Raw genomic sequence first — 23,002 nt, 5'->3', positions numbered from 1 at the left:
TCAGGACCCCTAATACCTTTTATGCTCAGAACTTTATCCTTTCTTCAGAAGCAAGGCTTACTTGCGGTAGTATTTGTTTTTAGTAGTTTGTTGGTGGAGGCGCAAAACTTCCCGGTGAAATGGCAAACGAGCCTTGGTCATGTGGATTCAATATTGTGCGCGTTTGCAACTGGCAGTGATGGACGTATTTATGCAGCTGGCGGAACCGGGTACTGGGAGAGTAATCCTTCTTATAACAATAGCGCTAAAGTATCTTCCTTAAATGGAAAAGGAGAAATACTTTGGGAGAAATCTTTTGAGGAGTTGAAATCCAAAAGGGTTAAGGCAATTATTCCTGCTGAAAGCAGTGTATTCACGTTGGGAATGTCAGGCTCCACAACTGGTTATTTTTCTGAAAATTTAGGTGGATATGATGCATGGGTTACAAAGTTTGACCATAACGGAAACATCAGTAACCTGAAATTGTATGGAACAAATACGACGCAGGATTATTTCAACGGGGGAATGATAAGTGCTTCCGGATCGTTGATCGCAGCAGGGGAAAGAAGGGTAAGTAGCAAATATTCGTATTTGCCCGTCCTTGCTAAAATAGATACGGCAAACCTTTCTGCTGAATGGTATCAGGAGTATGAGCTTTTCGGAGCTGGGGCAAAAACTATTTTCTGGGTATCTTCTGGTGATACGGTTTCAAGGTCCGAATCTAATTTATCAGCGGCATTTGATTGTGTAGTAGAATTGCCTTCTGGAGATTTTCTGGCGGGTGGTAAAGCTTACGCGCTTGATACATTGGTTGGTCAGGGCTTGGTTACGCTCCTGTCCCCGGAAGGTGTTGTAAAATGGATAAGATTGATTAAGGAGGATGGAGTGGTAAATCCCGCAGAGGATGAGTGGTTTCATGATTTTAATACAATAATTGGAATGCATGATGTTGGTGATGGAGTGATCATTGTGGGTAATTGCCTTAGAGAAGTGTCGCAGAATGATCCATGGATTTCTTTGGTTGCGCCAACCGATATTCTAATAACTAAGATAAGTTACAACGGGGGATACATTTGGCAGAAAAAGATCGGAGGAAGTGCACGAGATTATGCGCACCAGTCTTTTAAAAAAAGTGCAAATTCTATTCTTATCGCAAGTGTAACAGAGTCTAGGAACGGGGATATAAATTATAGAATTCAGAATCCATCAGCCCAGTCAAGTGATAGCGGAGACATGTGGTTTCTCGAACTTGATAAATCCGGGAATATTGTTTCCAGGCTGTGTTTTGGTGGGAATTCAGTTGATTTGGGTTTGGGGATATCCAGCCTTCCCAGTGGAGATTTAATTATTCAAGGGGTGACAGCATCTCAGGATGGTACTTTCAGCGGGCTACAGCCAGATTGGTTTCAGCATATTATAGCCCGGGTAGTTCCTGCGGCAGGTGAAGTTTCCGGAGTTGGCTTCGTGGATACTAATGAAGACGGCGTTTATCAGCCGGGGGAGCGTAGAATAAGTTACTTTAAAAGCCATATTGTACTGAACGGCGATACGTTAATGACTACAAGCCCAAATGCAAACGGTATTTTTTCAGTGGAATTAGCAGCGGGTAACTATCAATGTGTTATTCAGAAAGTTTCAGATTACTTCTTGCCTCAGGTAAGTGAAGTAAGTGTAGCAGTGAATGGTTTGGTTGCTCCGGATACTATATTCATTCCTTTTAGAGAGACTCCCCAGATCAGTGATTTATTGGTGTATTTTGTAACCTCACCGTTTGCAAGACCCGGTTTTGGTTATGGGTTTTCAGCAAGTGTAAAAAACAGAGGTACGGTTGCAGCAGGAGATAGTTTAAGAATTGTACTGGACCATCGAAGAACTGATGTGCCTACGAAGCCCATTGGGTCGTTTTTGAGGGGGGATACACTTATTGTTCCCATTTCGCCTTTGCAGCCGGGGGAGGATAGAATGTATGATTTCGGTGTTTCACTTGCCCCTCCTCCTCAATTAAGCATTGGAGACACACTCCAGTTTAAAGCAGAAGTATTTCCCATCACCAACGATGTAAACCCCTCCAACAACCAGTTCACCCTCAAACAACTTGTTACCGGATCGTATGATCCCAACGACAAAACCGAATCGCACGCAGGTGTACTAACACAGGAAGAGATTGACGGGGGAGAATACCTTAACTACCTGATCCGCTTCCAGAATACCGGAACTGATACAGCCTTTACCGTGGTAATTAGGGATACCCTGGAAGCGCGGCTGGACGTGTCTTCCTTTGAAATGATTGCCGCCAGCCACGATTATAACCTTTCTATATTGAACGGCAACCAGTTGGCGTGGACTTTCAACAATATCAACCTGGCCGACAGCAATGTGAATGAGCCCGCCAGTCACGGCTATGTGCAGTTCCGCATACGGCCCTTCCCCACATTGGCTCCGGGAGATACAATAAAAAATTCCGCGTCCATTTATTTCGACTACAATCTCCCGGTATTGACCAATACCGAAAAAACCACTTTGGTGATACCCGGAGCACTGCCTGTTAAGTTGTTGAATTTTAGTGCGGTACGAAAAGGAAGTCTGAATGAAATAGTCTGGCAGACTGCTGAAGAACAGCAGGTGGAACGTTTTACCATCGAGCGGTCTTTGAACCGGCTGGATTATGTGGCCATTGGCTCCGTTAAAGCGAAAGGTATTCCCGCCAGTTATACCTTTTCGGAGACCGCGCCGGTTGTTCCGATAGTCTATTACAGGCTGAAAGTGGTGGATACCGACGGCAGCATCCAGTACAGTCCGGTGGTGGCTTTGCGTGGAAATTCAGCTTTTTCAGCAACGATTTTCCCCAATCCCATCACAGGAGATGCCTCTATTGAAATAAATACTGCATCTGCGCATGCATTGCAATGGAGTATACGGGATATGGAGGGGCGCCTTCGTAAGAGGGGAGCCCTACAACTCAACACGGGAACTTCCATCCGTTCGCTTCCAACAGCGGCCCTCGAACCCGGAATGTTCATTATCTCCCTCAAAGGAAAGGATGCGGAGCAGAATATCATGATAATCAAGAAATAAGCGCGATAAAATAAAGGGCAGCGCGGAAAGATTCTTCCGAACAGGGCCGTAAGCATGAAAAAATCTTGCTTCCGGCCCTGTTCTTTGCGAAAAATACCTGAAAAAAATTTGATAATCTAAACCTAATACATACCTTTGCACTCCCAATAAATTGGGCAATAAGCTATGTCTCAGAGAATCAGAATCAAATTGCAGTCGTACGATCACAACCTGGTGGACAAATCTGCTGAAAAGATTGTGAAGACCGTACGCAGTACAGGAGCGGTGGTAACAGGACCAATTCCTTTACCTACCAAGAAGAAGATCTTTACCGTGTTGCGTTCACCGCACGTGAACAAGAAAGCCCGTGAGCAGTTCGAATTGAACACTCATAAGCGTTTGTTGGATATTTACACTTCTTCTTCCAGAACTGTGGATGCGCTTTCCAAGCTCGATCTGCCCTCTGGTGTGGAAGTTGAGATCAAGGCCTGATGAAGCCGCCCGCTGAAGCCAAAAAGCTGAAGTGGAAAATTCCTCGAAAAAGCTAGTTCTTATTCATGTTTCATCTCTCAAATCCGCCGGTGGCGGGCCAAAAGAGCGCTGAACTTATTTTGATCGAATTTATTCATTCTGCTCCGGCAGGATCGAAATATAAAAACATATGAACAAGCCTTTCAGGGTTTGTTTACTATCGGTACTTCCCCCGGTTCCGTTCCTGCAACAAGTGCAGGAAGGGCCGAACTCAGGAAAAGGTCGGTAGCAAACTGGGATTGAAGTCCTGCGCTGTGCAGGATTGTCCATATAACCTTGAAGGGTATAAACCTACATAATAATGAAAGGATTAATTGGAAAAAAAATCGGGATGACCAGCATCTTCGATCCCAGTGGCAAGCAAACCGCCTGCACTATTATTGAAGCTGGTCCTTGTGTGATCACGCAGGTAAAAACGTCTGAATCAGACGGTTACAACGCTCTCCAACTCTCATTTGGCGACAAGAAAGAAAAGAATGCTACCAAAGCTGAAAAAAATCACTTCGCCAAAGCCAACACAGCTCCCAAAAGTTTCGTAAAAGAATTCCGCGACTTCTCTACCGATAAACCACTCGGTGAAGCCATTACCGTTGACATCTTCGCCGAAGGCGAAAAGATTGATGTGGTAGGTACCTCTAAAGGTAAAGGTTTCCAGGGTGTTGTTAAGCGCCACGGATTCTCCGGTGTGGGTGAACAATCACACGGACAACACGACCGTCAGCGCGCCCCGGGTTCTATCGGTGGCTCTTCCTATCCTTCCCGCGTATTCAAAGGTATGCGCATGGCCGGCCGCATGGGTGGCGATCGCGTGAAAATGAAAGGTCTCAAGATCGTTAAGATTTTCCCCGAAAAAAATTACATTCTGGTAAGTGGTTCCGTTCCGGGCCATATCGGTTCATATGTTCTCATCCAGAAATAACCTATTAATCTGAAGTACGATGCAAGTAGATGTTTTAAATATACAAGGACAAAAAACCGGGAGAACAATTGAACTTCCGGAAGAAATCTTCGGAATTGAGCCGAATACCCACGTGATCTACCTCGCTGTGAAACAATACCTCGCCGCTCAACGCCAGGGTACACACAAGGTGAAAACCAGGATGGAAGTGAAAGGCGCCAGCCGTAAACTCCACCGTCAGAAAGGTACCGGCGGATCCCGTAAAGGTAACCTGCGTAACCCCCTCTACAAAGGTGGTGGTACCATCTTCGGACCTAAACCCCGCGATTACAGCTTCAAACTGAACCGCAAAGTGAAGGACCTCGCCAAAATGAGCGCCCTGAGCTTCAAAGCGAAAGAAAACGCTATCGTGGTACTGGAAGACCTGAACCTTGACGCGCCAAAAACAAAACAATTCGCCGGTGTACTGAAAACACTGAACATCGATAACAAAAAGTCTCTGTTCGTTCTCCCCGAGTACAACGAGAACGTGTACCTCAGCCTCCGCAATATTCCTTCCGTACAAGGTTCCCTGCTGAGCGATATCAATACTTACGATATCGTGAACGCCGACTTCCTCGTACTGAGCGAATCCGCCGCCAAGGTATTCACCGATGAAGCTGTTGAAGAAGTAAACGCATAATTGTCTAAATCATTCAGAGATGAAATTATCAGAAGTTTTGATAAAACCGATCCTTACCGAGAAAGCAAACGCCCAGCAGGAAAAGCTGAACAGGTACGCTTTCAAAGTGGCCCGGAAAGCCAATAAGCTTGAAATTAAAAAAGCTATTGAAGAGTTCTACGGTGCAACAGTTGTGGACATTAACACTTCCGTTGTTCCGGGAAAAGATAAAACCCGCTACACAAAAGCAGGTTTCATCAAAGGCCGCAAACCCGCTTACAAAAAAGCGCTGGTGACCGTTGCCGAAGGAACTACCATCGATCTGTATGCTAACATATAAGCCGTGAATGGTTGTATATACAGATCAAGAATTTAATTAACAACAACGAAGAAATCAGAACATCATGGCACTGAAGAAGTTCAAACCGATGACCGCCGGTACCCGTTGGAGAATCGGAAACGCGTACGCGGAAATCACAACCGATACGCCTGAAAAAAGCCTCCTGGAACCCCTGAAAGGAACCGGTGGACGTAACGCGCAGGGTAGAAGAAGCATGCGCTACATTGGTGGTGGCCACAAGAAGCACTACCGTGTTATCGACTTCAAACGCAACAAAACCGGAATCGAAGCTAAAGTCGCTTCCATTGAATACGATCCGAACCGTACAGCTTTCATCGCACTGCTGAACTACGTTGACGGTGAGAAAAGATACATCATCGCTCCCCAGGGCCTCACAGTAGGTACCACTGTAATCAGTGGAGATGCCGTGGCGCCTGAACTGGGTAATGCGCTGCAACTGAAAAACATGCCACTCGGTACCATGGTGCACAACATTGAGTTGCAACCGGGTCAGGGTGCGAAAATGGCAAGAAGCGCCGGTTCCTCCGCGCAGCTGAACGCCAAAGAAGAAAAATACGCGGTATTGAAAATGCCTTCCGGTGAACTCCGTAAAGTATTGATCAACTGCTACGCTACCGTAGGTGTTGTTTCCAACTCCGACCACAGCCTCCAAAGCATGGGTAAGGCAGGTAGGAACAGGTGGAAAGGTATCCGTCCAAGAAACCGCGGTGTTGCGATGAACCCTGTAGATCACCCGATGGGTGGTGGTGAAGGTAGGGCTTCCGGTGGTCACCCACGCAGCCGTACCGGTAAATACGCTAAAGGAGAAGTTACCCGTACAAGAGGTAAGTCTTCCGATAAGCTGATCATCCAACGCAGAAACGGTAAGAAAGTTAAATAAGTAACAAGTGTTAAAATGGCCCCGCTCTCGCGGGCGGGGCAAATAAACAACCCAATACAATATGGCTCGTTCGATTAAAAAAGGTCCTTTCGTAGACGTTAAACTCGAAACCAAAGTGCTCGCCATCAACGAAGGCAAAGCGAAAAAAGGTGTAGTGAAAACATGGTCACGCCGTTCTACCATCACACCGGATTTCGTAGGACACACTTTCGCGGTGCACAACGGTAACAAATTCATCCCTGTTTACGTAACTGAATTCATGGTTGGCCACAAACTGGGCGAATTCGCTCCCACCAGGAACTTCAAAGGACACTCAAACAAAAAAATGTAAGTGAACCCGGTGTACTGAAAAGGAACCGGAGGAACTGAAAACAGAAACTGAATACAATGGAAGCAGTAGCTAAACTGAGAAATTATCCAACATCACCACGTAAAATGCGTTTGCTTGCAGACCTGATCCGTGGTATGCAGGTGGAAAAAGCGCTGGCGGAACTGGAATTCAACGCCAAGCACAGCGCAAGCCCGCTCCGCAAACTCGTACTGAGCGCTATCAACAACTGGAAGCAGCAGAACGAAGGTGGAGACGAGAGCCAACTGGTGGTGAAGACCATTTTCGTGGATGGCGCAAGAACACTGAAAAGAATGCGTCCTGCCCCGCAGGGTCGTGGTTACAGGGTTAGAAAGCGCAGCAACCACGTAACTGTAATCGTTGATACAAAATAACTATAACAAGTAAACTTAATATACCAAACTCATGGGTCAGAAAACAAATCCTATTGGTGCAAGGTTGGGAATCATCCGCGGATGGGAGTCTAACTGGTATGGTGGTAAAAAAGATTATGCCCAGAAGCTGATCGAAGACAATAAGATCAGAACTTATCTGAACGCACGTATCAATAAAGGCGGTATCGCCAAGATCGTGATCGAGCGTACGCTGAACAAACTGATCGTGACCATTCATACTTCCAAGCCTGGCATCATCATAGGTAAGGGTGGTAATGAGGTGGACCGCATCAAGGAAGAACTGAAAAAGTTGACCGGTAAGGAAGATGTACAGATCAACATCCTGGAGATCCGTCGCCCCGAACTGGACGCCAACATCGTTGGTGATACGATCGCCAAGCAGATCGAAAACAGGATCAACTACAAACGCGCCATCAAAATGTCTATCGCTTCCGCACTCCGTATGGGCGCCGAAGGGATCAAGGTAAAAGTGAGCGGTCGTTTGGGTGGTGCGGAAATCGCACGTTCCGAAGAGATCAAACAAGGTCGTGTTCCCCTGCATACACTTCGTATGGACATTGACTACGCCAATGTTTTCGCCCTTACGGTTTACGGTAAAATCGGTATCAAAGTTTGGATATCCAAAGGTGAAGTGCTCGCTAAGAGAGACCTGAACCCCAACTTCGTAGGCGGTAAGAGCGATGTGAGCGACAGAAGAGGTGGTGAGCGCGGAGATTTCCGTGGCGGCGACCGTGGTGACCGTGGCGGACGTCCTGAAAGAAGGGATGACCGTGGTGGCGACAGAAGAGGCGGTGGCGGAAGAAGATAATCCCCCGATCGTTGGTAATAAATTTCAATTAACTACTTAATATAACGTAAGATGTTACAGCCAAAAAGAACGAAGCACAGGAAGATGCAGAAAATGCCTTCCAGAGGGAATGCCAAACGTGGTACCACCCTGTCGTTCGGTTCATTCGGTTTGAAGGCATTGGAAAATGTTTGGATGACCGACCGCCAGATTGAAGCCGCCCGTCAGAGCATGACGCGTGCCATGAAGCGGGAAGGTAATGTGTGGATCCGTATTTTCCCCGATAAACCCGTTACCCGCAAGCCCGCCGAAGTAAGGATGGGTAAAGGTAAAGGCGCACCCGATCATTGGGCTGCCGTGGTGAAACCCGGAAGAGTTCTGTTCGAAGCCGACGGTGTTCCCGTTGAAGTAGCGAAACACGCTATGGAACTGGCTGCGCAGAAACTGCCGATCAAAACCAAATTCATTGTGAGGAGAGATCTCCAAGCATAATTCGTTCATCAACATAAATCGTATATACGATGTCGTCTAAGAAAGTTGAATTTAACAAAAGCCTGAAAGATATCAGTGATGCGGATCTGAAGGCTAAAATCCAGGAAGATGAACTGCGTCTGAAAAAGCTTGAGTTCGCGCACGCCATCACTCCCCTGGAAAATCCGGTGAGCATCCGCTCACTCAGAAGGGATGTGGCCCGTCTGAAAACAGAATTAACTAAACGTGCATTGGGAGTTTAATCCCGATATAAAAATTGAACAATGGCTGAAAGAAATTTGCGTAAAACAAGGATCGGTGTGGTTGCCAGCAACAAGATGGACAAAACCGTTACCGTAGCCGTGGAAAGAAAGGTGAAACACCCTATCTACGGAAAGTTCGTAAAAAAGACAACCAAGTTCCACGCCCATGATGAAAAGAACGAGTGCAGTATCGGCGACCTGGTGAAGATCATGGAAACCCGCCCCCTCAGCAAAACAAAACGCTGGAGGCTGGTTGAGATCGTGGAAAAGGTAAAATAATCCCTCTGTTTTACATTATATAACAAGTTCCGGAAGGACTTAAAATTATTCAACGATGATTCAGCAAGAAAGCAGATTGAACGTAGCTGATAACAGTGGTGCCAAGGAAGTATTGTGCATCCGTGTGCTGGGAAACAGCGGACAGGATTACGCCAAGATCGGTGATAAGATCGTGGTTACTGTAAAAGATGCCATCCCCGCAGGCGGTATCAAAAAAGGTACCGTAACCAAAGCGGTGATCGTTCGCACTACCAATAAACTGCGCCGTAAAGACGGATCTTACATCCGTTTCGACGACAACGCAGTGGTACTGCTCAACAACTCCGATGAGCCAAGAGGTACCCGTATCTTCGGACCAGTTGCCAGGGAACTGCGCGATAAAGGTTACATGAAGATCGTTTCCCTCGCTCCCGAAGTGTTATAAGATGCCCGGGCAGGTGCTTAACGCAGGTTTTTCCCGGATTTCCGGGGCGTTTGGCAATCAGCGTTGAGCATTCAGCAAAAAAGCATATCTTTGCACCCCCAAAAGGGAAACCTGGGGTGGCGTTTTATAAAAAACGATAAACATTTTACAGTGAGTACAAGATTCAAACCGAAGTTTAATATCAAAAAAGGTGACGCCGTAGTGGTGATCGCCGGAGACGATAAAGACCTGGCCAAACCCCGCCAGGTACTGGAAGTTTTCCTGGATAAATCACGCGTCCTGGTGGAAGGTGTGAACATCGTTACCAAACATACCAAACCTTCAGCCCAGAACACTAAAGGTGGTATCGTTAAAAAAGAAGCCCCCATCCACATCTCTAACGTGATGTTATGGGACGCTAAAGCTGGTAAAGCCACCCGCGTTACCCGCAGCCGTGAAACCGGTAAATTAGTTCGTATTGCAAAAAAATCAGGGGAGGTAATTAAATAATGAGTACCGTAAACTATTCTCCGAGACTGGCAGAAAAATACTCCAAAGAGGTATTACCTGCCTTGATGAAAAAGTTTGGTTACAAAAGCATCATGCAGGCACCCAAACTTACCAAGATCTGTCTGAACCGCGGCGTGAATGGCGCGGTAGCCGATAAGAAACTGGTGGACATCGCCGTGGATGAACTCTCTACCGTTACCGGTCAGAAAGCTGTTCCCACCATGTCTAAAAAGGACATCTCTAACTTCAAACTGCGTAAGAACATGCCCATCGGTGCACGTGTTACGCTGAGAGGTGTAAAAATGTACGAATTCCTCGATCGTCTGATCGCTGTGTCCCTCCCCCGCGTACGCGACTTCAAAGGAGTGAACGACAAAGCTTTCGATGGCCGCGGTAACTATACACTTGGTGTTACTGAACAGATCATCTTCCCCGAAATCGATATCGATAAGGTGAACAAGATCACTGGTCTCGACATCACTTTCGTTACTACCGCCAACACGAACGAAGAAGCTTACGAACTGCTGAAAGAACTCGGCATGCCGTTCAAAAACATTAAAAAAGAAAACGCTCAATAAACCATGGCAAAAAAGTCAGTAATAGCCAGACAAAAAAAGCGCGAAGCCACAGTTGCTAAGTTTGCTGAAAAAAGAGCCGCTCTGAAAGAAGCAGGTGATTACGCAGCATTGTCTCAACTGCCCCGCAACGCTTCTCCTGTAAGACTGAAAAACCGTTGTCAGCTCACCGGTCGTCCCAAAGGATACATGCGTTACTTCGGTCTCGGAAGGGTGATGTTCCGTGACATGGCGCTTGCAGGAAAAATCCCTGGCGTGAAAAAAGCAAGCTGGTAAGAACAACCGCTTGGTTACTGATATCAAATTATTAATTGGATATCGCATTGTAAATCATTTTTATCATTTAACCTCAATCAAACAATGGTTACTGATCCAATAGCAGATTTTCTGACGAGAGTACGTAATGCGCAGATGGCCAACCACCGCATCGTGGAGATTCCTGCCTCAAACCTGAAGAAGCGTATCACTGAAATTCTGTACAACCAGGGTTATATCCTGAAGTACAAATTCGAAGAAGACAATAAGCAAGGGCTGATCAAGATCGCGTTGAAATACGATCCTACCAGCAAACAACCCGCAATCAAGGCGCTGGAAAGAATCAGCCGCCCCGGTTTGCGCCAGTATGCAAAGCCTGAAGACTTCAAACGTGTGAAGAATGGTCTTGGTATCGCTATCGTAAGTACTTCCAAAGGAGTAATGACCGATAAAGAAGCCAAAGCGCAGAATGTAGGCGGAGAAGTGCTTTGCTACATCTACTAAACTGAAATGTTAGCCGGGTCCGTTTTTCGGATCCGGTTCATCATATACCCGGCGCACAAGCCTTTTAGTCGGGGCTGAACACGGGATAACTATCAACTTAAAAGTTTACGACTATGTCACGTATCGGAAAAAAAATCATCAGTGTGCCTGCAGGCGTTACCATTACCGTAGCCGCCGACAATGTGATCACTGTAAAAGGGCCTAAAGGCGAACTGAAACAAGCCATCGACAGAGACATCAAGATCGAAGTGAAAGATGGTGAAGCAACTGTAACCCGTCCTACCGACCAGATCCGCCACCGCGCATTGCACGGTTTGTACCGTTCCCTGATCGCCAACATGGTGAAAGGTGTAACTGATGGGTTTGTTCGCAAACTTGAACTGGTGGGTGTAGGTTATAAAGCCGCCAACCAGGGCAATATCCTCGACCTCGCACTGGGTTATTCTCACAATATTATTTTCGAAATTCCCAAGGAACTGAAAGTGGTGACCGCCCAGGAAAAAGGGCAGAACCCCACCATCACCCTGGAAGGAATGGACAAGCAACTGATTGGCCAGGTGGCAGCAAAGCTCCGCAGCCTGCGTAAACCAGAACCATACAAAGGTAAAGGTGTTAAATTCGCTGGTGAAGTGCTTCGCAGAAAAGCTGGTAAATCTGCTGGTAAATAATTTTAAGCAATAATTCCCGGCAGTATCGGGAATATAAAATAAGAGAAATGAACAACAAAGTAATAAGAAGGCAGAAGATCCGCTACAGGATCCGCAGGAAAGTAGCAGGTACAACTGCGAAACCACGCCTCAGTGTTTTCAGAAGCAATGCTGATACTTATGTACAACTGATCAATGATGAAAATGGTCAGACTTTGGCTTCCGCTTCCACCAGGGATAAAGATATCGCTGCGCAGAAAGGTACCAAATCCGAAAAGTCTAAGCTGGCAGGACAGGCAATCGCCCGTAAAGCCGCTGAACTGGGTATCACCACCTGCGTATTCGATCGTGGCGGATATCTCTACCACGGCCGTGTAAAGTCTATCGCTGACGGCGCCCGTGAAGGAGGTCTTCAGTTCTAATTATCCCTTTGGGAACGAACCAAATCAAAAAAGTAAACATCAACCGGCTTTGTCCGGTACAACAGAATAACTACAATGGCAAAAGTAAACTTAAACAAGGTTAAAGCCGGCGACCTCGAACTGAAGGAGAAGGTGGTTGCTATTAACAGGGTGGTGAAAACTACAAAAGGCGGTCGTGCCTTCAGTTTCTCCGCGCTGGTGGTAGTAGGGAATGAAAGCGGCGTGGTAGGTCACGGTTTAGGTAAAGCCAAAGAAGTTCAGGAAGCCATCACCAAAGGAATTGAAGATGCGAAGAAAAATCTCATCAAAGTTCCCGTAATGCACGGCACTATTCCTCACGACCAACTGGCTAAAGAAGGCGCTGCAAAAGTGCTCATCAAGCCAGCAGCACACGGTACCGGTGTAATCGCCGGAGGCAGCATGCGCGCCGTGCTGGAAAGCGCAGGTGTTACCGACGTACTCGCCAAATCCCTGGGAAGCGCTAATCCGCACAACGTGGTGAAAGCAACTTTCAAGGCCCTGGCTATGCTGCGCGAGCCCATCTCCGTAGCAAAAACACGTACCGTTGCCCTGAAAAAAGTATTCAACGGATAAACTGTTCCTCCGGGAACAACTGTTCAGAATATTGATTGAAAAGTATTTTTCACCCATAATAAACTGGCCCGAAAGGGTAGTTGTATGAGCAAGATAAAGATCACCTTAGTAAAAAGTCCCATCGACAGACCAGAGCGCCAGAAGCTGACGCTCCAGGCTTTGGGTTTGAACAAGCTGAACTCTACGAAAGAAGTGGAAGCTACCGACTCCATCCGTGGTATGGTGCGTAAGGTTAGCCATCTCGTGAAAGTAGAAGAAGCCTAATTTTAATTGCGAGGGGTTGTTGCCCCGTTGAGTAAAAAACAAACAATCATGAAATTACATCAGTTACAGCCTGCAGAAGGTGCAGTTCATAAAGAGAAACGTATTGGTCGTGGTGAAGCCTCCGGTAAAGGTGGTACTTCCACAAAAGGTAACAAAGGTCAGCAAAGCCGTGCCGGTTACCAACGTAAATTCGCGCACGAAGGTGGTCAGATGCCCATTCAGCGTCGCGTTCCAAAACGTGGATTCAAAAACAACAACCGTATCGAATTCAAAGTATTCAACCTCGGTCAGATCGATCAGGTGGTTGAGAAATACGGTATCACTGAGTTCACACTGGAAAACCTGTACATGAACGGGTTGATCAGCCAGACGGACTCCGTGAAAATCTTAGGAAACGGTGAACTGAAATCTAAACTGACCTTCAAAGTAAACGCCATCAGCGAAAAAGCGAAGGCGGCAATTGAAGCGGCAGGCGGAACAGTTGAAATTGTGAAATAATTTTTCCGTAACTTGCCAGACGCATTTAGGAATGCGTCTTTTTTTATTTTGGGGTATTCACAACTAATTACTAACACCCGTGAAGAAATTATTTCAAACACTGAAGAACATTTGGAGCATAGACGAACTGCGCAGTAAGATCATTACTACACTTCTTCTTGTTGCTGTTTACAGAGCCGGTGCACACATCGTTCTGCCGGGTATCGATCCCAATAAACTGGACCTCAGCCGCGCCAAAGAAGGTGCGCTGGGACTGATCGATACTTTCGCAGGTGGCGCCTTCTCCATGGCCTCTATTTTCGCACTCGGTATCATGCCCTATATCTCCGCTTCCATCTTTATGCAGCTGATGACGATACTCGTTCCCAGCATGCAAAAGATTCAGAAAGAAGGAGAAAGCGGACGGAAAAAGATCAACCAATGGACCCGTTACCTCACCGTGGGTGTTACCCTCGTGCAGGGCGCGGCTTACGTGGCTTATCTGAAACAGTCCAGCCAGGGCGCTTTGATCGAGAGTTTCTCCCAATACTTCTGGTTGTCCACCGTGTTCACCCTTACGGCAGGTACCCTGTTCGTGATGTGGCTCGGTGAAAAGATTACTGATAAAGGTCTTGGAAACGGTACTTCCATCATCATCATGGTAGGTATCCTCGCTCGTCTCCCGCAATCATTTGTGCAGGAATTGCAGGCTAAAGGTACCGGCGGTGGCGGTGGAATCCTGATCTTCCTCATTGAGATGGCCGTACTGATCGCCATCATCATGGGACTGATCGTGCTGGTACAAGGTGTACGTCGTATTCCTATTCAGTATGCGAAGCAGATTGTAGGCAACCGCCAGTTCGGTGGTGCGCGCCAGTTCCTGCCGCTGAAAGTGAACGGTGCCGGTGTAATGCCGATCATCTTCGCCCAGGCCATCATGTTCCTGCCTACTTTGTTCTCTTTCACCAAATTTGAAACCGGACAAGGTATCGCGAGGATTTTCTCTGACCCCAAAGATGCGGTGTATATGATCATTTACGCTGTTGTGGTAATTGGTTTCACCTTCCTCTACACAGCTTTGATCTTCAACCCGAAACAAATTGCCGACGACCTGAAAAGGAACAACGGTTTTATTCCTGGTATCAAGCCCGGACAGCCCACCGCCGATTATATCGGTGCGGTAATGGATAAGATCACCCTTCCCGGCGCCGTATTGCTGGCATTGGTAGGTATCCTGCCCGGCTTCGCGCAACGCCTTGGTGTAACGCAGGGATTCGCTTCCTTCTTCGGAGGTACTTCTTTGCTCATCATGGTGGGGGTTGTACTGGATACATTACAGCAGATTGAGACCCAGTTGCTGATGCGTCAGTACGATGGCCTGATGAAGACCGGTCGTATCCAGGGTCGCCAAACGGCTTCCCCGGTATCTATGTAATTCATTTTTAGATGTCATAGTAGCCTGTTGGGAGCAATCTCAACAGGTTTTCTTTTAATAACAGTATGCGTTCAAAGAATATGATTTTTTATAAAACGGAAGCGGAGATCGCGATCATGCAGCGCAATGCGCGCCTCGTGAGCCAGGGGTTGGCCGAAGTGGCCGCTATGCTTAAACCCGGTCTTACCACACTTGAAATTGATAAGTTCTGTGCGGATTATGTGAAGAAACAGGGGGGCATCGCCACATTCCTGAACTTTCATGGTTACCCCTTCAGCATCTGCGCCTCGGTGAATGACGTGGTGGTACACGGATTTCCCAACGATACCCCGTTGAAAGATGGTGATATCGTCAGCATCGATCTGGGGATCACGAAGGATGGATATGTGGGAGAACACGCCTATACATTCATCCTGGGCAATGCAGCGCCTGAAGTGATTGAACTGGTGAAAGTAACCAAAGAGTCACTGTACAAAGGAATCGAAAAGGCGATCGCCGGGAACAGGATAGGAGATGTGGCCTGGGCCATCCAGGAACATACTGAGAAGAAACACGGTTATGGCGTGGTCCGCGAATTGGTTGGGCACGGCCTGGGCAAAACGATGCACGAAGACCCGCAGGTCCCCAACTACGGCAAACGCGGAACGGGCACCATGTTGAAAGAAAACATCACCCTCGCCATTGAACCCATGATCAACCTTGGTAAAAAAGATGTCTATACCGAAGACGACGGCTGGACCATCCGCACCAAAGATGGCAAACCCAGCGTACACTTCGAACACAATGTATGCGTAAAGAAAGGCAAAGCACTCATTCTTTCTGATTACTCGGTGATTGAAGCGGCTGAAAGGGCGAATCCGGAGTTGACGAAGTAGCCTCACCCCACCCCCTCTCCCCGGGGAGAGGGGCAAAGTTCACAGTATTCGATTTGTGTAGAATTCATTTGCAGGAACACATTAATCAACATACTTTACAATTGTTCGCCTTAATTAAAAAAACAAGCCCGCCGCGTCGCTGCGTTGCGAGGAATGAAGCAACCGCGTGAAAAATCAGCCATCACCCGTTGCGTCGTCGCGAGAAAGAAATCTCTTCTAAATAAACGTCCCCAAACACAAACAACGCCTTGCGTCCTTGTTTCTTAGCGTCTTTGCGTGATACGATACGAAACAATGCGTGCTTAGAAACAATGGCGTGAAAAAAACAACACCATGCAACATCCCGATCTCATCATCATAGGCGGCGGCGCCGCCGGCTGCTTCACCGCTGCCAACGCCGCCTCGATGGCCCCGGGTATACGCATCCTCGTGTTGGAAAAATCCCACCGTCTCCTCTCCAAAGTAAAAGTTTCCGGCGGCGGGCGATGCAACCTCACCCACAACCTCACCAGCATCTCCGAGATGGTGAAACGCTACCCGCGCGGAGAAAAATTCCTCAAAAAAACCTTCCACCAGTTCTTTACCAAAGATACCATCGCCTGGTTCGAAAGCAGAGGCGTACCCATCAAAGCAGAAGCGGACGGAAGAATGTTCCCGGTATCGGATGATTCACAATCGGTAATAGAAGCGCTGATGCGGGAGGTGAACAAATACAGTGTGCATTTCCGCCTTAGTTGTGCCGTGCAATCCATCGTGAAACAAGCGGATTTATTTGAACTGGAAACAAGCACCGGTAAAGTATATGCGAAACATGTGGTGATCGCCTGCGGCGGCTTCGCGAAAGCGGAGCAGTTCAACTGGATAAGCGCTTTGGGGCACAGCTTCAGTTCCCCGGTTCCTTCCTTGTTCACCTTCAATATGCCGGGAAATTCGATCCGGGACCTGATGGGCATCAGCATTCCGGATGCGCAGGTGAAAATCGCGGGCACAAAATTAGTGGAGAAAGGCGCTGTACTGATTACCCACTGGGGACTGAGCGGACCCGCCGTATTGAAACTATCGGCCTGGGGCGCCCGGGAACTGGAGGAGAAGCAGTACCAGTTTGCCGTACTCATCAACTGGGTACCGGATTACAATGAACACTCTTTAAAGGAGAAGTTCCGGGAGTGGCGCTTCGCGCTTGCTGCGCAGAAGATCGTCAACCGCAATCCGCTGGGCCTGCCCCAGCGCTTCTGGGAATACCTGCTCCTTCAATCCGATATTCATCCCGATACAAGATGGGCCGATCTCCCGGCAAAAGCGCAGAACCTGCTCATTAAAAACTGTACGGCACAGGAACATGCCGTAAAAGGAAAAACAACTTTTAAGGAAGAATTCGTTACGGCCGGAGGGATTGATCTTGCGGAGATTGATCCGAACACCATGATGAGCCGGATCGTACCTGATCTTTACTTTGCCGGAGAAATCATGGATGTGGATGGCATCACCGGAGGATTTAACTTCCAGCACGCCTGGACCAGCGGTTTCATCGCCGCGAAAGCGGTAGCAACTTCTTTTAATGCATTGAAAAGCAGTGAATAAGTTAAAATATTCGCGATGGTGTTTTTCTTGCCTGGCAACTATTGAATAAAACGGGTGGTCCCCCTGTAAAATCACGCATCCCAACCCTGTATTTTCACTGCTCCTAACCCCGTTTTTTTGTAACCGGTGCCACCGCTAGTACGGAAAAAAAACGTAACTTTGCCGTCCCGAATAAAAAACAATCGGGGCTTTTTTATGTCAGAAAATCAAATTATTAACGAAAACGCTGATCAGCAGGAGAACGTAGCGGCCGAAGCTACCTCTACAGCGACAACAAATGCACCTGCCGCTCCTACGCAGTTTGATACTGCGCACGATGATTTCGACTGGAGCATCGACAAACGCAACGTATCTTCTTACTCTAAAGACGAGAAAGAAAAATACGACAAGGTTTACGACGACACTTTCAAAGTGATCAACGACAACGAAATGGTGACCGGTATCGTAGTTGGTCTTACCAAAACTGACGTTGTGATCAACATCGGCTTCAAATCCGATGGTCTGGTTTCTCTCAACGAATTCCGTGACCTTCAGGGCCTGAAAACAGGTGATGAAGTGGAAGTGATGGTGGTAGAGAAAGAAGACAGGCAAGGGCACCTTCACCTGAGCCGCAAACAAGCCCGTATCACCCGCGCCTGGGAAAGAATCGTTGAGGTTCATAAAACAGGTGAAGTGGTTACAGGTACCGTTACCAGCAAAACCAAAGGCGGCCTGATCGTAGACGTATTCGGTATGGAAACCTTCCTGCCGGGTTCTCAGATCGACGTGAAGCCCGTTACAGATTACGATCAGTTCGTAGGAAAAACAATGGAATTCAAAGTGGTGAAAGTAAACGAAGCCATCAAGAATGCCGTAGTTTCCCACAAAGCGCTGATCGAAAGCGATATCGAAGCACAACGTGCGGAGATCATGAGCAAGCTCGAAAAAGGTCAGGTACTCGAAGGTACCATCAAGAACATCACCGACTTCGGTGCGTTCATGGACCTGGGCGGACTCGACGGCCTCCTGTATATCACCGATATCAGTTGGGGACGTATCAACCACCCTTCAGAAGTACTGAAACTCGATCAGAAACTGAACGTGGTTGTACTGGATTTCGACGACGACAAAAAACGTATCTCTCTCGGCCTGAAACAACTGACCCCACACCCATGGGACGTGCTGCCTGAAGGTGTTGGCGAAGGACAGGTGGTGAAAGGTAAAGTGGTAAACATCGAAGACTACGGCGCATTCCTGGAAATCATGCCAGGTGTGGAAGGTCTGGTACACGTATCAGAAATTACATGGGCCAACTCTCCGATCAATGCGAAGGAATTCTTCAAACTGGGTGATGAATACCAGGCGAAGATCGTAACCCTCGACAAAGACGCCCGCAAAATGTCGCTGTCTATCAAACAAATGACAGAAGATCCCTGGAATACCATCGAAAACAAATTCCCGCTCGACAGCCGTCACAAAGGTGTGGTTAAAAACATCACTCCCTATGGCGTATTCGTTGAACTGGAACCCGGCATCGGCGGCATGATCCACATCAGCGACCTGAGCTGGCTGAAACGCTTCAACCACCCAACCGACTATACTAAAGTTGGCGCTGAAATCGAAGTGATCATCCTGGGTATCGATAAAGAAAACCGCAAACTGCAACTGGGTCACAAACAACTGGAAGAAGATCCATGGAACGCCCTGGAAGAATCTTTCCCTGTTGGATCCGTGCACGAAGCTACAGTGATCAAGAAAGACGACAAAGGCGCGGTAGTATCCCTGCCTTATGGTCTCGAAGGATTCGCGCCTAACCGTCACCTCAACAAGGAAGATGGTAAAACCGTAGTGGCCGACGAAACATTGCCTTTCATGGTAATTGAATTCGACCGCAACGAAAAGCGCATCGTAGTAAGCCATACCCGCATCTGGGAACAAGTACAGGCCAGCGAAAAAGACGCTGCCCGTAAAGAAGCCAAAGCGGATGCTGAAAAAACCAAAAAAGCGGTGAAAAACCTGCAAAGCAAGGTTGAAAAAACCACGCTTGGTGACCTCGGCGTACTGGCTGAACTGAAGAAGAAGCTGGAAGGCGGAGACGAAAACAACGGATAGTTTAACCTGTTTTCAATAGTAAACGGGAACATCTTTTTCAGATGTTCCCGTTTTTTTATGCCATTCAGCGATCGGTTACTAGTATAAATATTGATTATTATCAAAATAAACGCTTACTAAATATAAATAATACACTTAGTACAATAAGTAAAAACACTTATCGTTTTCAAGCCTGTTAGCATCCATTATCCAATTTAATTCCAGGTTATGAAAAACCTTTACACCCTTTTATGCCTTTTCCTATGCCTGCAAACGAAGGCGCAGGTGAATGCCTATGCTAAAGTTGCTTCACTTACCGGAACCAACAGGCTTAACCTTACACTGGTCAATGAATCTTTCGACACCTTTGAAGACGGTGAGCAGGTGATCATCATTCAGATGCAGGATAATGTGATCGGAAGCTACAGTGGGAACAATGTCAATTTTGGTCTTTTAAGTGACATCAGGCAGGCGGGCCGCTTCGAGTTGGCGTATATTCAATCGCACACGGAAGCCGCGGGACTACCCACACAACTTACCCTTTCCGCTGATCTTCAATACACGTATAATATCAATGGCAATTCAAGCGTGCAGGTCGTGAGTTTCCCACGGCTGGGGTCGCCCAATTATACTACTACCGGAACAATGGCCCCTTTGGCCTGGAACGGCAATATTGGCGGTATACTTGCTTTCCAGGTGCAGGGTACCCTGACCATCGCGCACAATATATCCGCTTCGGGACTTGGGTTCCGGGGAGGCGCCACGAACAATGGGAACGCGGGTTCATGCGAAGCGACTTCCAGTTACCGTGTAAGCGCAGACGATGAACATGGCAACAAAGGGGAAGGTATTTACAAATCCACGTCCAACAACCATGCAGCCGGGCGCGCGCGCATCCTCTCTGGCGGCGGCGGCGGCAATAGCCATAATGCCGGAGGTGGTGGCGGCGGACACATCACCGCGGGAGGAGAAGGCGGACCAGGGTGGGGATGCTCCACCGGTGCAGGGGGAATGGGCGGCATTGCATTAGGCACCTATTCGCTGGCCAACCGTATTTTTATGGGCGGCGGTGGAGGAGCAGGAGAGGGCAATGATAACAACAATACCGCAGGTGGAAATGGAGGTGGAATTGTTTTGATATCCGCTGGTAGTATCCGCACAACCGGTACCGCAACCGGCTTAGGAATCCGATCAGATGGCGCAACGTCCGCTAACGTTGGAAACGACGGTGCCGGAGGGGCAGGTGCAGGCGGCACGGTATATATAGACTGCTCTTCCTGGAGCATCGCAGCTACCGCGCCCCTTACCATTCGGGCCAATGGCGGGAATGGTGGGAATGTGAATTATACGGGTCAGCATGGCGGTGGCGGCGGCGGCGGACAAGGCGCTGTAATGCTCAGTTCTGCCCCACCCACCAATGCTACTTTACAAACACTGCCAGGTAATGGGGGATTAAATGAAACCGATGGCGTAGCGGCAGCTTCGGGTGCAGGTACTTCAAATACAGGCGTCCAGGTATTGATCAATGCTATCCTGCCCACACGAGTACTTTATTTCGGTGGAAGGAATACCGGATCGCAACACACGCTCCACTGGATGGTGGCGGATGAAACGCCCGGTACGGAATACCAGGTAGAAAAAGCTGAAGACGGAACCAACTTTAAATTGGTGGCAAAACTGAATGGTAAAGGAACAGCAAATTACCAATGGTCTGAGCAGGCTTTATTTGAAAAAACATTCTATAGGATCAGAGTAGCTGCACCCGGCGTTCAGCCGTATTATACCAATACTGTTTTGTTGCGGATGGGCAACGCCAATGCCAACGAGATGGTGCTTCAACCCAATCCAGCTGTGGGTTTCACGGCGGTCATGCTTAAAACAGAAAAGCCCGGATCAGTGCAACTGAGCCTTGTGGACCTTTCGGGCCGAATGCTGAAGCAATGGAATGAACGTGCGATTGCGGGAAACAATACATGGATTATCGCTTTGGACCAATATCCGCCAGGTATTTACTTGCTAAAAGCCTGGGATGGCGTAACAATGCGCACTTCCAAACTGGTGATCGGTAAATAATGGTCAGATCGTATTCAGCAGCAGTTGGTTGAAGTTGGAGAGCGCGGCTATTTTAAGGTCCGCTGCCGCCCACCTGGCCATCTGCTGTTGGTGTTGCGCGGGTACTACCACGCACTTCATCTTGGCTGCTTTGGCGGCGATCATGCCATTGAAGGAATCCTCAAAACACAAACATTGTGTGGGGACCACGCCTAAAGCGTTCGCGCAGTTCAGGTACACTTCGGGGTGCGGTTTGCCATAAGCAAGATCGCCCGCGGAAGTGATGGCATCAAAAGCGTTTTCAATCCCCAGGAAACGGATCACGTTTTCGATCATGTACATGGGGGAGGAAGAAGCAAGTCCGATACGGAAGTTTCGTTCCTTGAAGAAGCGCAGGATGTATTCCACGCCCGGCATGGCTTTCCCTTTTTCGTGCACTTTTTCGATCACGAGTTCCACGATCTCTTTTTCAGCGGATGGAATATTTTCCAGGGGAAGATTATAGGTCCTGAACCACCAGTCCAGGAATTCGCGGGTACGCAACCCCGTCGTTTTTTCGTATTCTTCCAGCGAGAGTTTAATCCCGTATTTACCCAGTAGTACATCGGCCGCTTCTTTCCAGAGTGGTTCGGAATCTACCAGCAATCCATCCATATCGAAAATCACCGCAGCTTGCATAAGGGACAGTTTCAGAAAAGCTTAAAAAGGAATGGTTATTTCGTGATGCCGAACAGCGCTTTCAGTTCAGTGGCATCATCGGGTTTCATTTTGCCCCCGAGTATCAGGCGGATCTGACGGCGGCGGAGCGCGCCTTCAAACAACTTCCTTTCTTCGTCTGTTTCCACCACGAGTTGGGGAACAGGACGCGGCTTGCGGTTGGGGTCCAGCGCCACGAAAGTATAATAGGCCTCGTTGCTCTTGTATTTGTACTGGTGCGTGTGGTCCTCACCCCATACATTCAGGTGTACTTCCATGGAAGAATTGAAAGCACGGGTAACTTTCGCTTCAATGTGCACCACATTACCGAGTTTAATGGGTGCCTCAAAGGAAATATTGTCAACGGACGCAGTTACCACCGGTGCATTGCAATGTTTACCCGCAGCCAGTGCGGCAGCAATGTCCATCCAATACATCAACCTGCCACCCATCAGGTTACCAAAAACATTGGTGTCGTTCGGAAGCACGAGTTCCGTCATGATAATAGCCGAATCGCTGACTTTTTTCGCTTTGATCTCCATTCCGCTTAAAATTTTTGCGAAGATAGTGCCTTTTCCGCCAGCGGGTGCAGGTAAATGGGCGCATGGTGTTTTTCTGTTTCAAACCACCGTGTTCATACGTCCGGAAGCTGTGCTTTTTCTGCTTCAAAACGTCGCCAACTGCATACAATCGATTGCGGTAAGTTTTTCGGCGTTGTACGTTAAAAAACGGTG

Annotated in this window: 29 protein-coding genes; 27 read left to right on the top strand and 2 right to left on the bottom strand. The window is 47.9% G+C overall.

The features are described from left to right. The first annotated feature begins 21 nt into the window (after positions 1–21). The 27 genes from M4J38_RS12470 (at position 22) to M4J38_RS12340 (ending at position 21,593) form a co-directional block, all read left to right on the top strand. A complete protein-coding gene (locus tag M4J38_RS12470) occupies positions 22–3,054 on the top strand; it encodes a T9SS type A sorting domain-containing protein (protein WP_251759936.1) in 3,033 nt (1,010 codons plus the stop codon). A gap of 165 nt (positions 3,055–3,219) precedes the next feature. Further along, positions 3,220–3,525, top strand: coding sequence for a 30S ribosomal protein S10 (gene rpsJ / locus M4J38_RS12465; protein ID WP_251759935.1), 306 nt, complete (start codon positions 3,220–3,222; stop codon positions 3,523–3,525). A 337-nt stretch (positions 3,526–3,862) separates the two neighbouring features. Then, the gene (gene rplC / locus M4J38_RS12460) at positions 3,863–4,483 is read left to right on the top strand and encodes a 50S ribosomal protein L3 (RefSeq protein WP_374662841.1); all 621 of its coding nucleotides are present in this window, start codon (positions 3,863–3,865) and stop codon (positions 4,481–4,483) included. 19 nt (positions 4,484–4,502) lie between these two features. After that, a complete protein-coding gene (gene rplD / locus M4J38_RS12455) occupies positions 4,503–5,144 on the top strand; it encodes a 50S ribosomal protein L4 (protein ID WP_251759933.1) in 642 nt (213 codons plus the stop codon). Positions 5,145–5,163: 19 nt separating this feature from the next. Continuing rightward, positions 5,164–5,463, top strand: a complete 300-nt coding sequence (rplW, locus tag M4J38_RS12450) for a 50S ribosomal protein L23 (protein WP_251759932.1) — start codon at positions 5,164–5,166, stop codon at positions 5,461–5,463. 64 nt (positions 5,464–5,527) lie between these two features. Beyond that, on the top strand, positions 5,528–6,364 hold the full coding sequence (gene rplB, locus M4J38_RS12445) for a 50S ribosomal protein L2 (RefSeq protein ID WP_251759931.1): 837 nt from the start codon (positions 5,528–5,530) through the stop codon (positions 6,362–6,364). A gap of 61 nt (positions 6,365–6,425) precedes the next feature. Then, positions 6,426–6,695: a 30S ribosomal protein S19 gene (gene rpsS, locus M4J38_RS12440; protein ID WP_251759930.1), complete on the top strand. Its 270-nt coding sequence runs from the start codon at positions 6,426–6,428 to the stop codon at positions 6,693–6,695. A 56-nt stretch (positions 6,696–6,751) separates the two neighbouring features. Continuing rightward, positions 6,752–7,087, top strand: coding sequence for a 50S ribosomal protein L22 (rplV, locus tag M4J38_RS12435; protein ID WP_251759929.1), 336 nt, complete (start codon positions 6,752–6,754; stop codon positions 7,085–7,087). Positions 7,088–7,118: 31 nt separating this feature from the next. Further along, positions 7,119–7,916, top strand: a complete 798-nt coding sequence (gene rpsC / locus M4J38_RS12430; protein WP_251759928.1) for a 30S ribosomal protein S3 — start codon at positions 7,119–7,121, stop codon at positions 7,914–7,916. Between the two features lie 51 nt (positions 7,917–7,967). Continuing rightward, on the top strand, positions 7,968–8,387 hold the full coding sequence (rplP, locus tag M4J38_RS12425) for a 50S ribosomal protein L16 (protein ID WP_251759927.1): 420 nt from the start codon (positions 7,968–7,970) through the stop codon (positions 8,385–8,387). Positions 8,388–8,416: 29 nt separating this feature from the next. Continuing rightward, on the top strand, positions 8,417–8,629 hold the full coding sequence (gene rpmC, locus M4J38_RS12420; RefSeq protein WP_251759926.1) for a 50S ribosomal protein L29: 213 nt from the start codon (positions 8,417–8,419) through the stop codon (positions 8,627–8,629). A 21-nt stretch (positions 8,630–8,650) separates the two neighbouring features. Next, complete coding sequence (gene rpsQ, locus M4J38_RS12415) at positions 8,651–8,908, top strand: 30S ribosomal protein S17 (RefSeq protein ID WP_251759925.1); 258 nt, start codon at positions 8,651–8,653, stop codon at positions 8,906–8,908. Positions 8,909–8,963: 55 nt separating this feature from the next. Then, positions 8,964–9,332, top strand: coding sequence for a 50S ribosomal protein L14 (rplN, locus tag M4J38_RS12410; RefSeq protein WP_251759924.1), 369 nt, complete (start codon positions 8,964–8,966; stop codon positions 9,330–9,332). Between the two features lie 150 nt (positions 9,333–9,482). Further along, positions 9,483–9,821, top strand: coding sequence for a 50S ribosomal protein L24 (gene rplX, locus M4J38_RS12405; RefSeq protein WP_251759923.1), 339 nt, complete (start codon positions 9,483–9,485; stop codon positions 9,819–9,821). Further along, on the top strand, positions 9,821–10,399 hold the full coding sequence (gene rplE / locus M4J38_RS12400; protein WP_251759922.1) for a 50S ribosomal protein L5: 579 nt from the start codon (positions 9,821–9,823) through the stop codon (positions 10,397–10,399). Before rplX ends, rplE begins: the two co-directional genes overlap by 1 nt. 3 nt (positions 10,400–10,402) lie before the next feature. After that, complete coding sequence (gene rpsN, locus M4J38_RS12395; protein WP_251759921.1) at positions 10,403–10,672, top strand: 30S ribosomal protein S14; 270 nt, start codon at positions 10,403–10,405, stop codon at positions 10,670–10,672. 84 nt (positions 10,673–10,756) lie between these two features. Next, positions 10,757–11,155, top strand: a complete 399-nt coding sequence (gene rpsH, locus M4J38_RS12390) for a 30S ribosomal protein S8 (RefSeq protein WP_251759920.1) — start codon at positions 10,757–10,759, stop codon at positions 11,153–11,155. A 113-nt stretch (positions 11,156–11,268) separates the two neighbouring features. Beyond that, positions 11,269–11,823: a 50S ribosomal protein L6 gene (gene rplF, locus M4J38_RS12385; RefSeq protein WP_251759919.1), complete on the top strand. Its 555-nt coding sequence runs from the start codon at positions 11,269–11,271 to the stop codon at positions 11,821–11,823. A 47-nt stretch (positions 11,824–11,870) separates the two neighbouring features. Then, complete coding sequence (gene rplR, locus M4J38_RS12380; protein ID WP_251759918.1) at positions 11,871–12,224, top strand: 50S ribosomal protein L18; 354 nt, start codon at positions 11,871–11,873, stop codon at positions 12,222–12,224. Between the two features lie 75 nt (positions 12,225–12,299). Then, positions 12,300–12,818, top strand: coding sequence for a 30S ribosomal protein S5 (gene rpsE / locus M4J38_RS12375; protein WP_251759917.1), 519 nt, complete (start codon positions 12,300–12,302; stop codon positions 12,816–12,818). 84 nt (positions 12,819–12,902) lie between these two features. Continuing rightward, the gene (gene rpmD, locus M4J38_RS12370; RefSeq protein ID WP_251759916.1) at positions 12,903–13,082 is read left to right on the top strand and encodes a 50S ribosomal protein L30; all 180 of its coding nucleotides are present in this window, start codon (positions 12,903–12,905) and stop codon (positions 13,080–13,082) included. Positions 13,083–13,130: 48 nt separating this feature from the next. Next, the gene (gene rplO, locus M4J38_RS12365; RefSeq protein ID WP_251759915.1) at positions 13,131–13,580 is read left to right on the top strand and encodes a 50S ribosomal protein L15; all 450 of its coding nucleotides are present in this window, start codon (positions 13,131–13,133) and stop codon (positions 13,578–13,580) included. Between the two features lie 79 nt (positions 13,581–13,659). Continuing rightward, positions 13,660–14,994, top strand: coding sequence for a preprotein translocase subunit SecY (secY, locus tag M4J38_RS12360; protein ID WP_251759914.1), 1,335 nt, complete (start codon positions 13,660–13,662; stop codon positions 14,992–14,994). A gap of 80 nt (positions 14,995–15,074) precedes the next feature. Next, the gene (map, locus tag M4J38_RS12355) at positions 15,075–15,869 is read left to right on the top strand and encodes a type I methionyl aminopeptidase (protein ID WP_251759913.1); all 795 of its coding nucleotides are present in this window, start codon (positions 15,075–15,077) and stop codon (positions 15,867–15,869) included. A 333-nt stretch (positions 15,870–16,202) separates the two neighbouring features. Beyond that, positions 16,203–17,450 carry an NAD(P)/FAD-dependent oxidoreductase gene (locus M4J38_RS12350; RefSeq protein WP_251759912.1) on the top strand — a complete coding sequence of 416 codons (1,248 nt, stop codon included), beginning with the start codon at positions 16,203–16,205 and terminating at the stop codon, positions 17,448–17,450. Between the two features lie 195 nt (positions 17,451–17,645). After that, positions 17,646–19,541 carry a 30S ribosomal protein S1 gene (gene rpsA, locus M4J38_RS12345; protein ID WP_251759911.1) on the top strand — a complete coding sequence of 632 codons (1,896 nt, stop codon included), beginning with the start codon at positions 17,646–17,648 and terminating at the stop codon, positions 19,539–19,541. Positions 19,542–19,748: 207 nt separating this feature from the next. After that, positions 19,749–21,593, top strand: a complete 1,845-nt coding sequence (locus M4J38_RS12340) for a T9SS type A sorting domain-containing protein (RefSeq protein ID WP_251759910.1) — start codon at positions 19,749–19,751, stop codon at positions 21,591–21,593. A gap of 3 nt (positions 21,594–21,596) precedes the next feature. Here the strand turns inward: M4J38_RS12340 and hxpB are convergent, their stop codons facing one another. Beyond that, on the bottom strand, positions 21,597–22,250 hold the full coding sequence (hxpB, locus tag M4J38_RS12335; RefSeq protein ID WP_251759909.1) for a hexitol phosphatase HxpB: 654 nt from the start codon (positions 22,248–22,250) through the stop codon (positions 21,597–21,599). Between the two features lie 35 nt (positions 22,251–22,285). Continuing rightward, positions 22,286–22,810 (bottom strand): acyl-CoA thioesterase, encoded by a 525-nt coding sequence (locus tag M4J38_RS12330; protein WP_251759908.1) that lies wholly within the window; start codon positions 22,808–22,810, stop codon positions 22,286–22,288. Positions 22,811–23,002: the final 192 nt, after the last annotated feature.

The organism is Parasegetibacter sp. NRK P23 (assembly GCF_023721715.1).
Classification (GTDB): domain Bacteria; phylum Bacteroidota; class Bacteroidia; order Chitinophagales; family Chitinophagaceae; genus Parasegetibacter.
The sequence above is the reverse complement of the archived record's forward strand: the minus strand, read 5'-3'. Positions and strand labels throughout refer to the sequence as shown.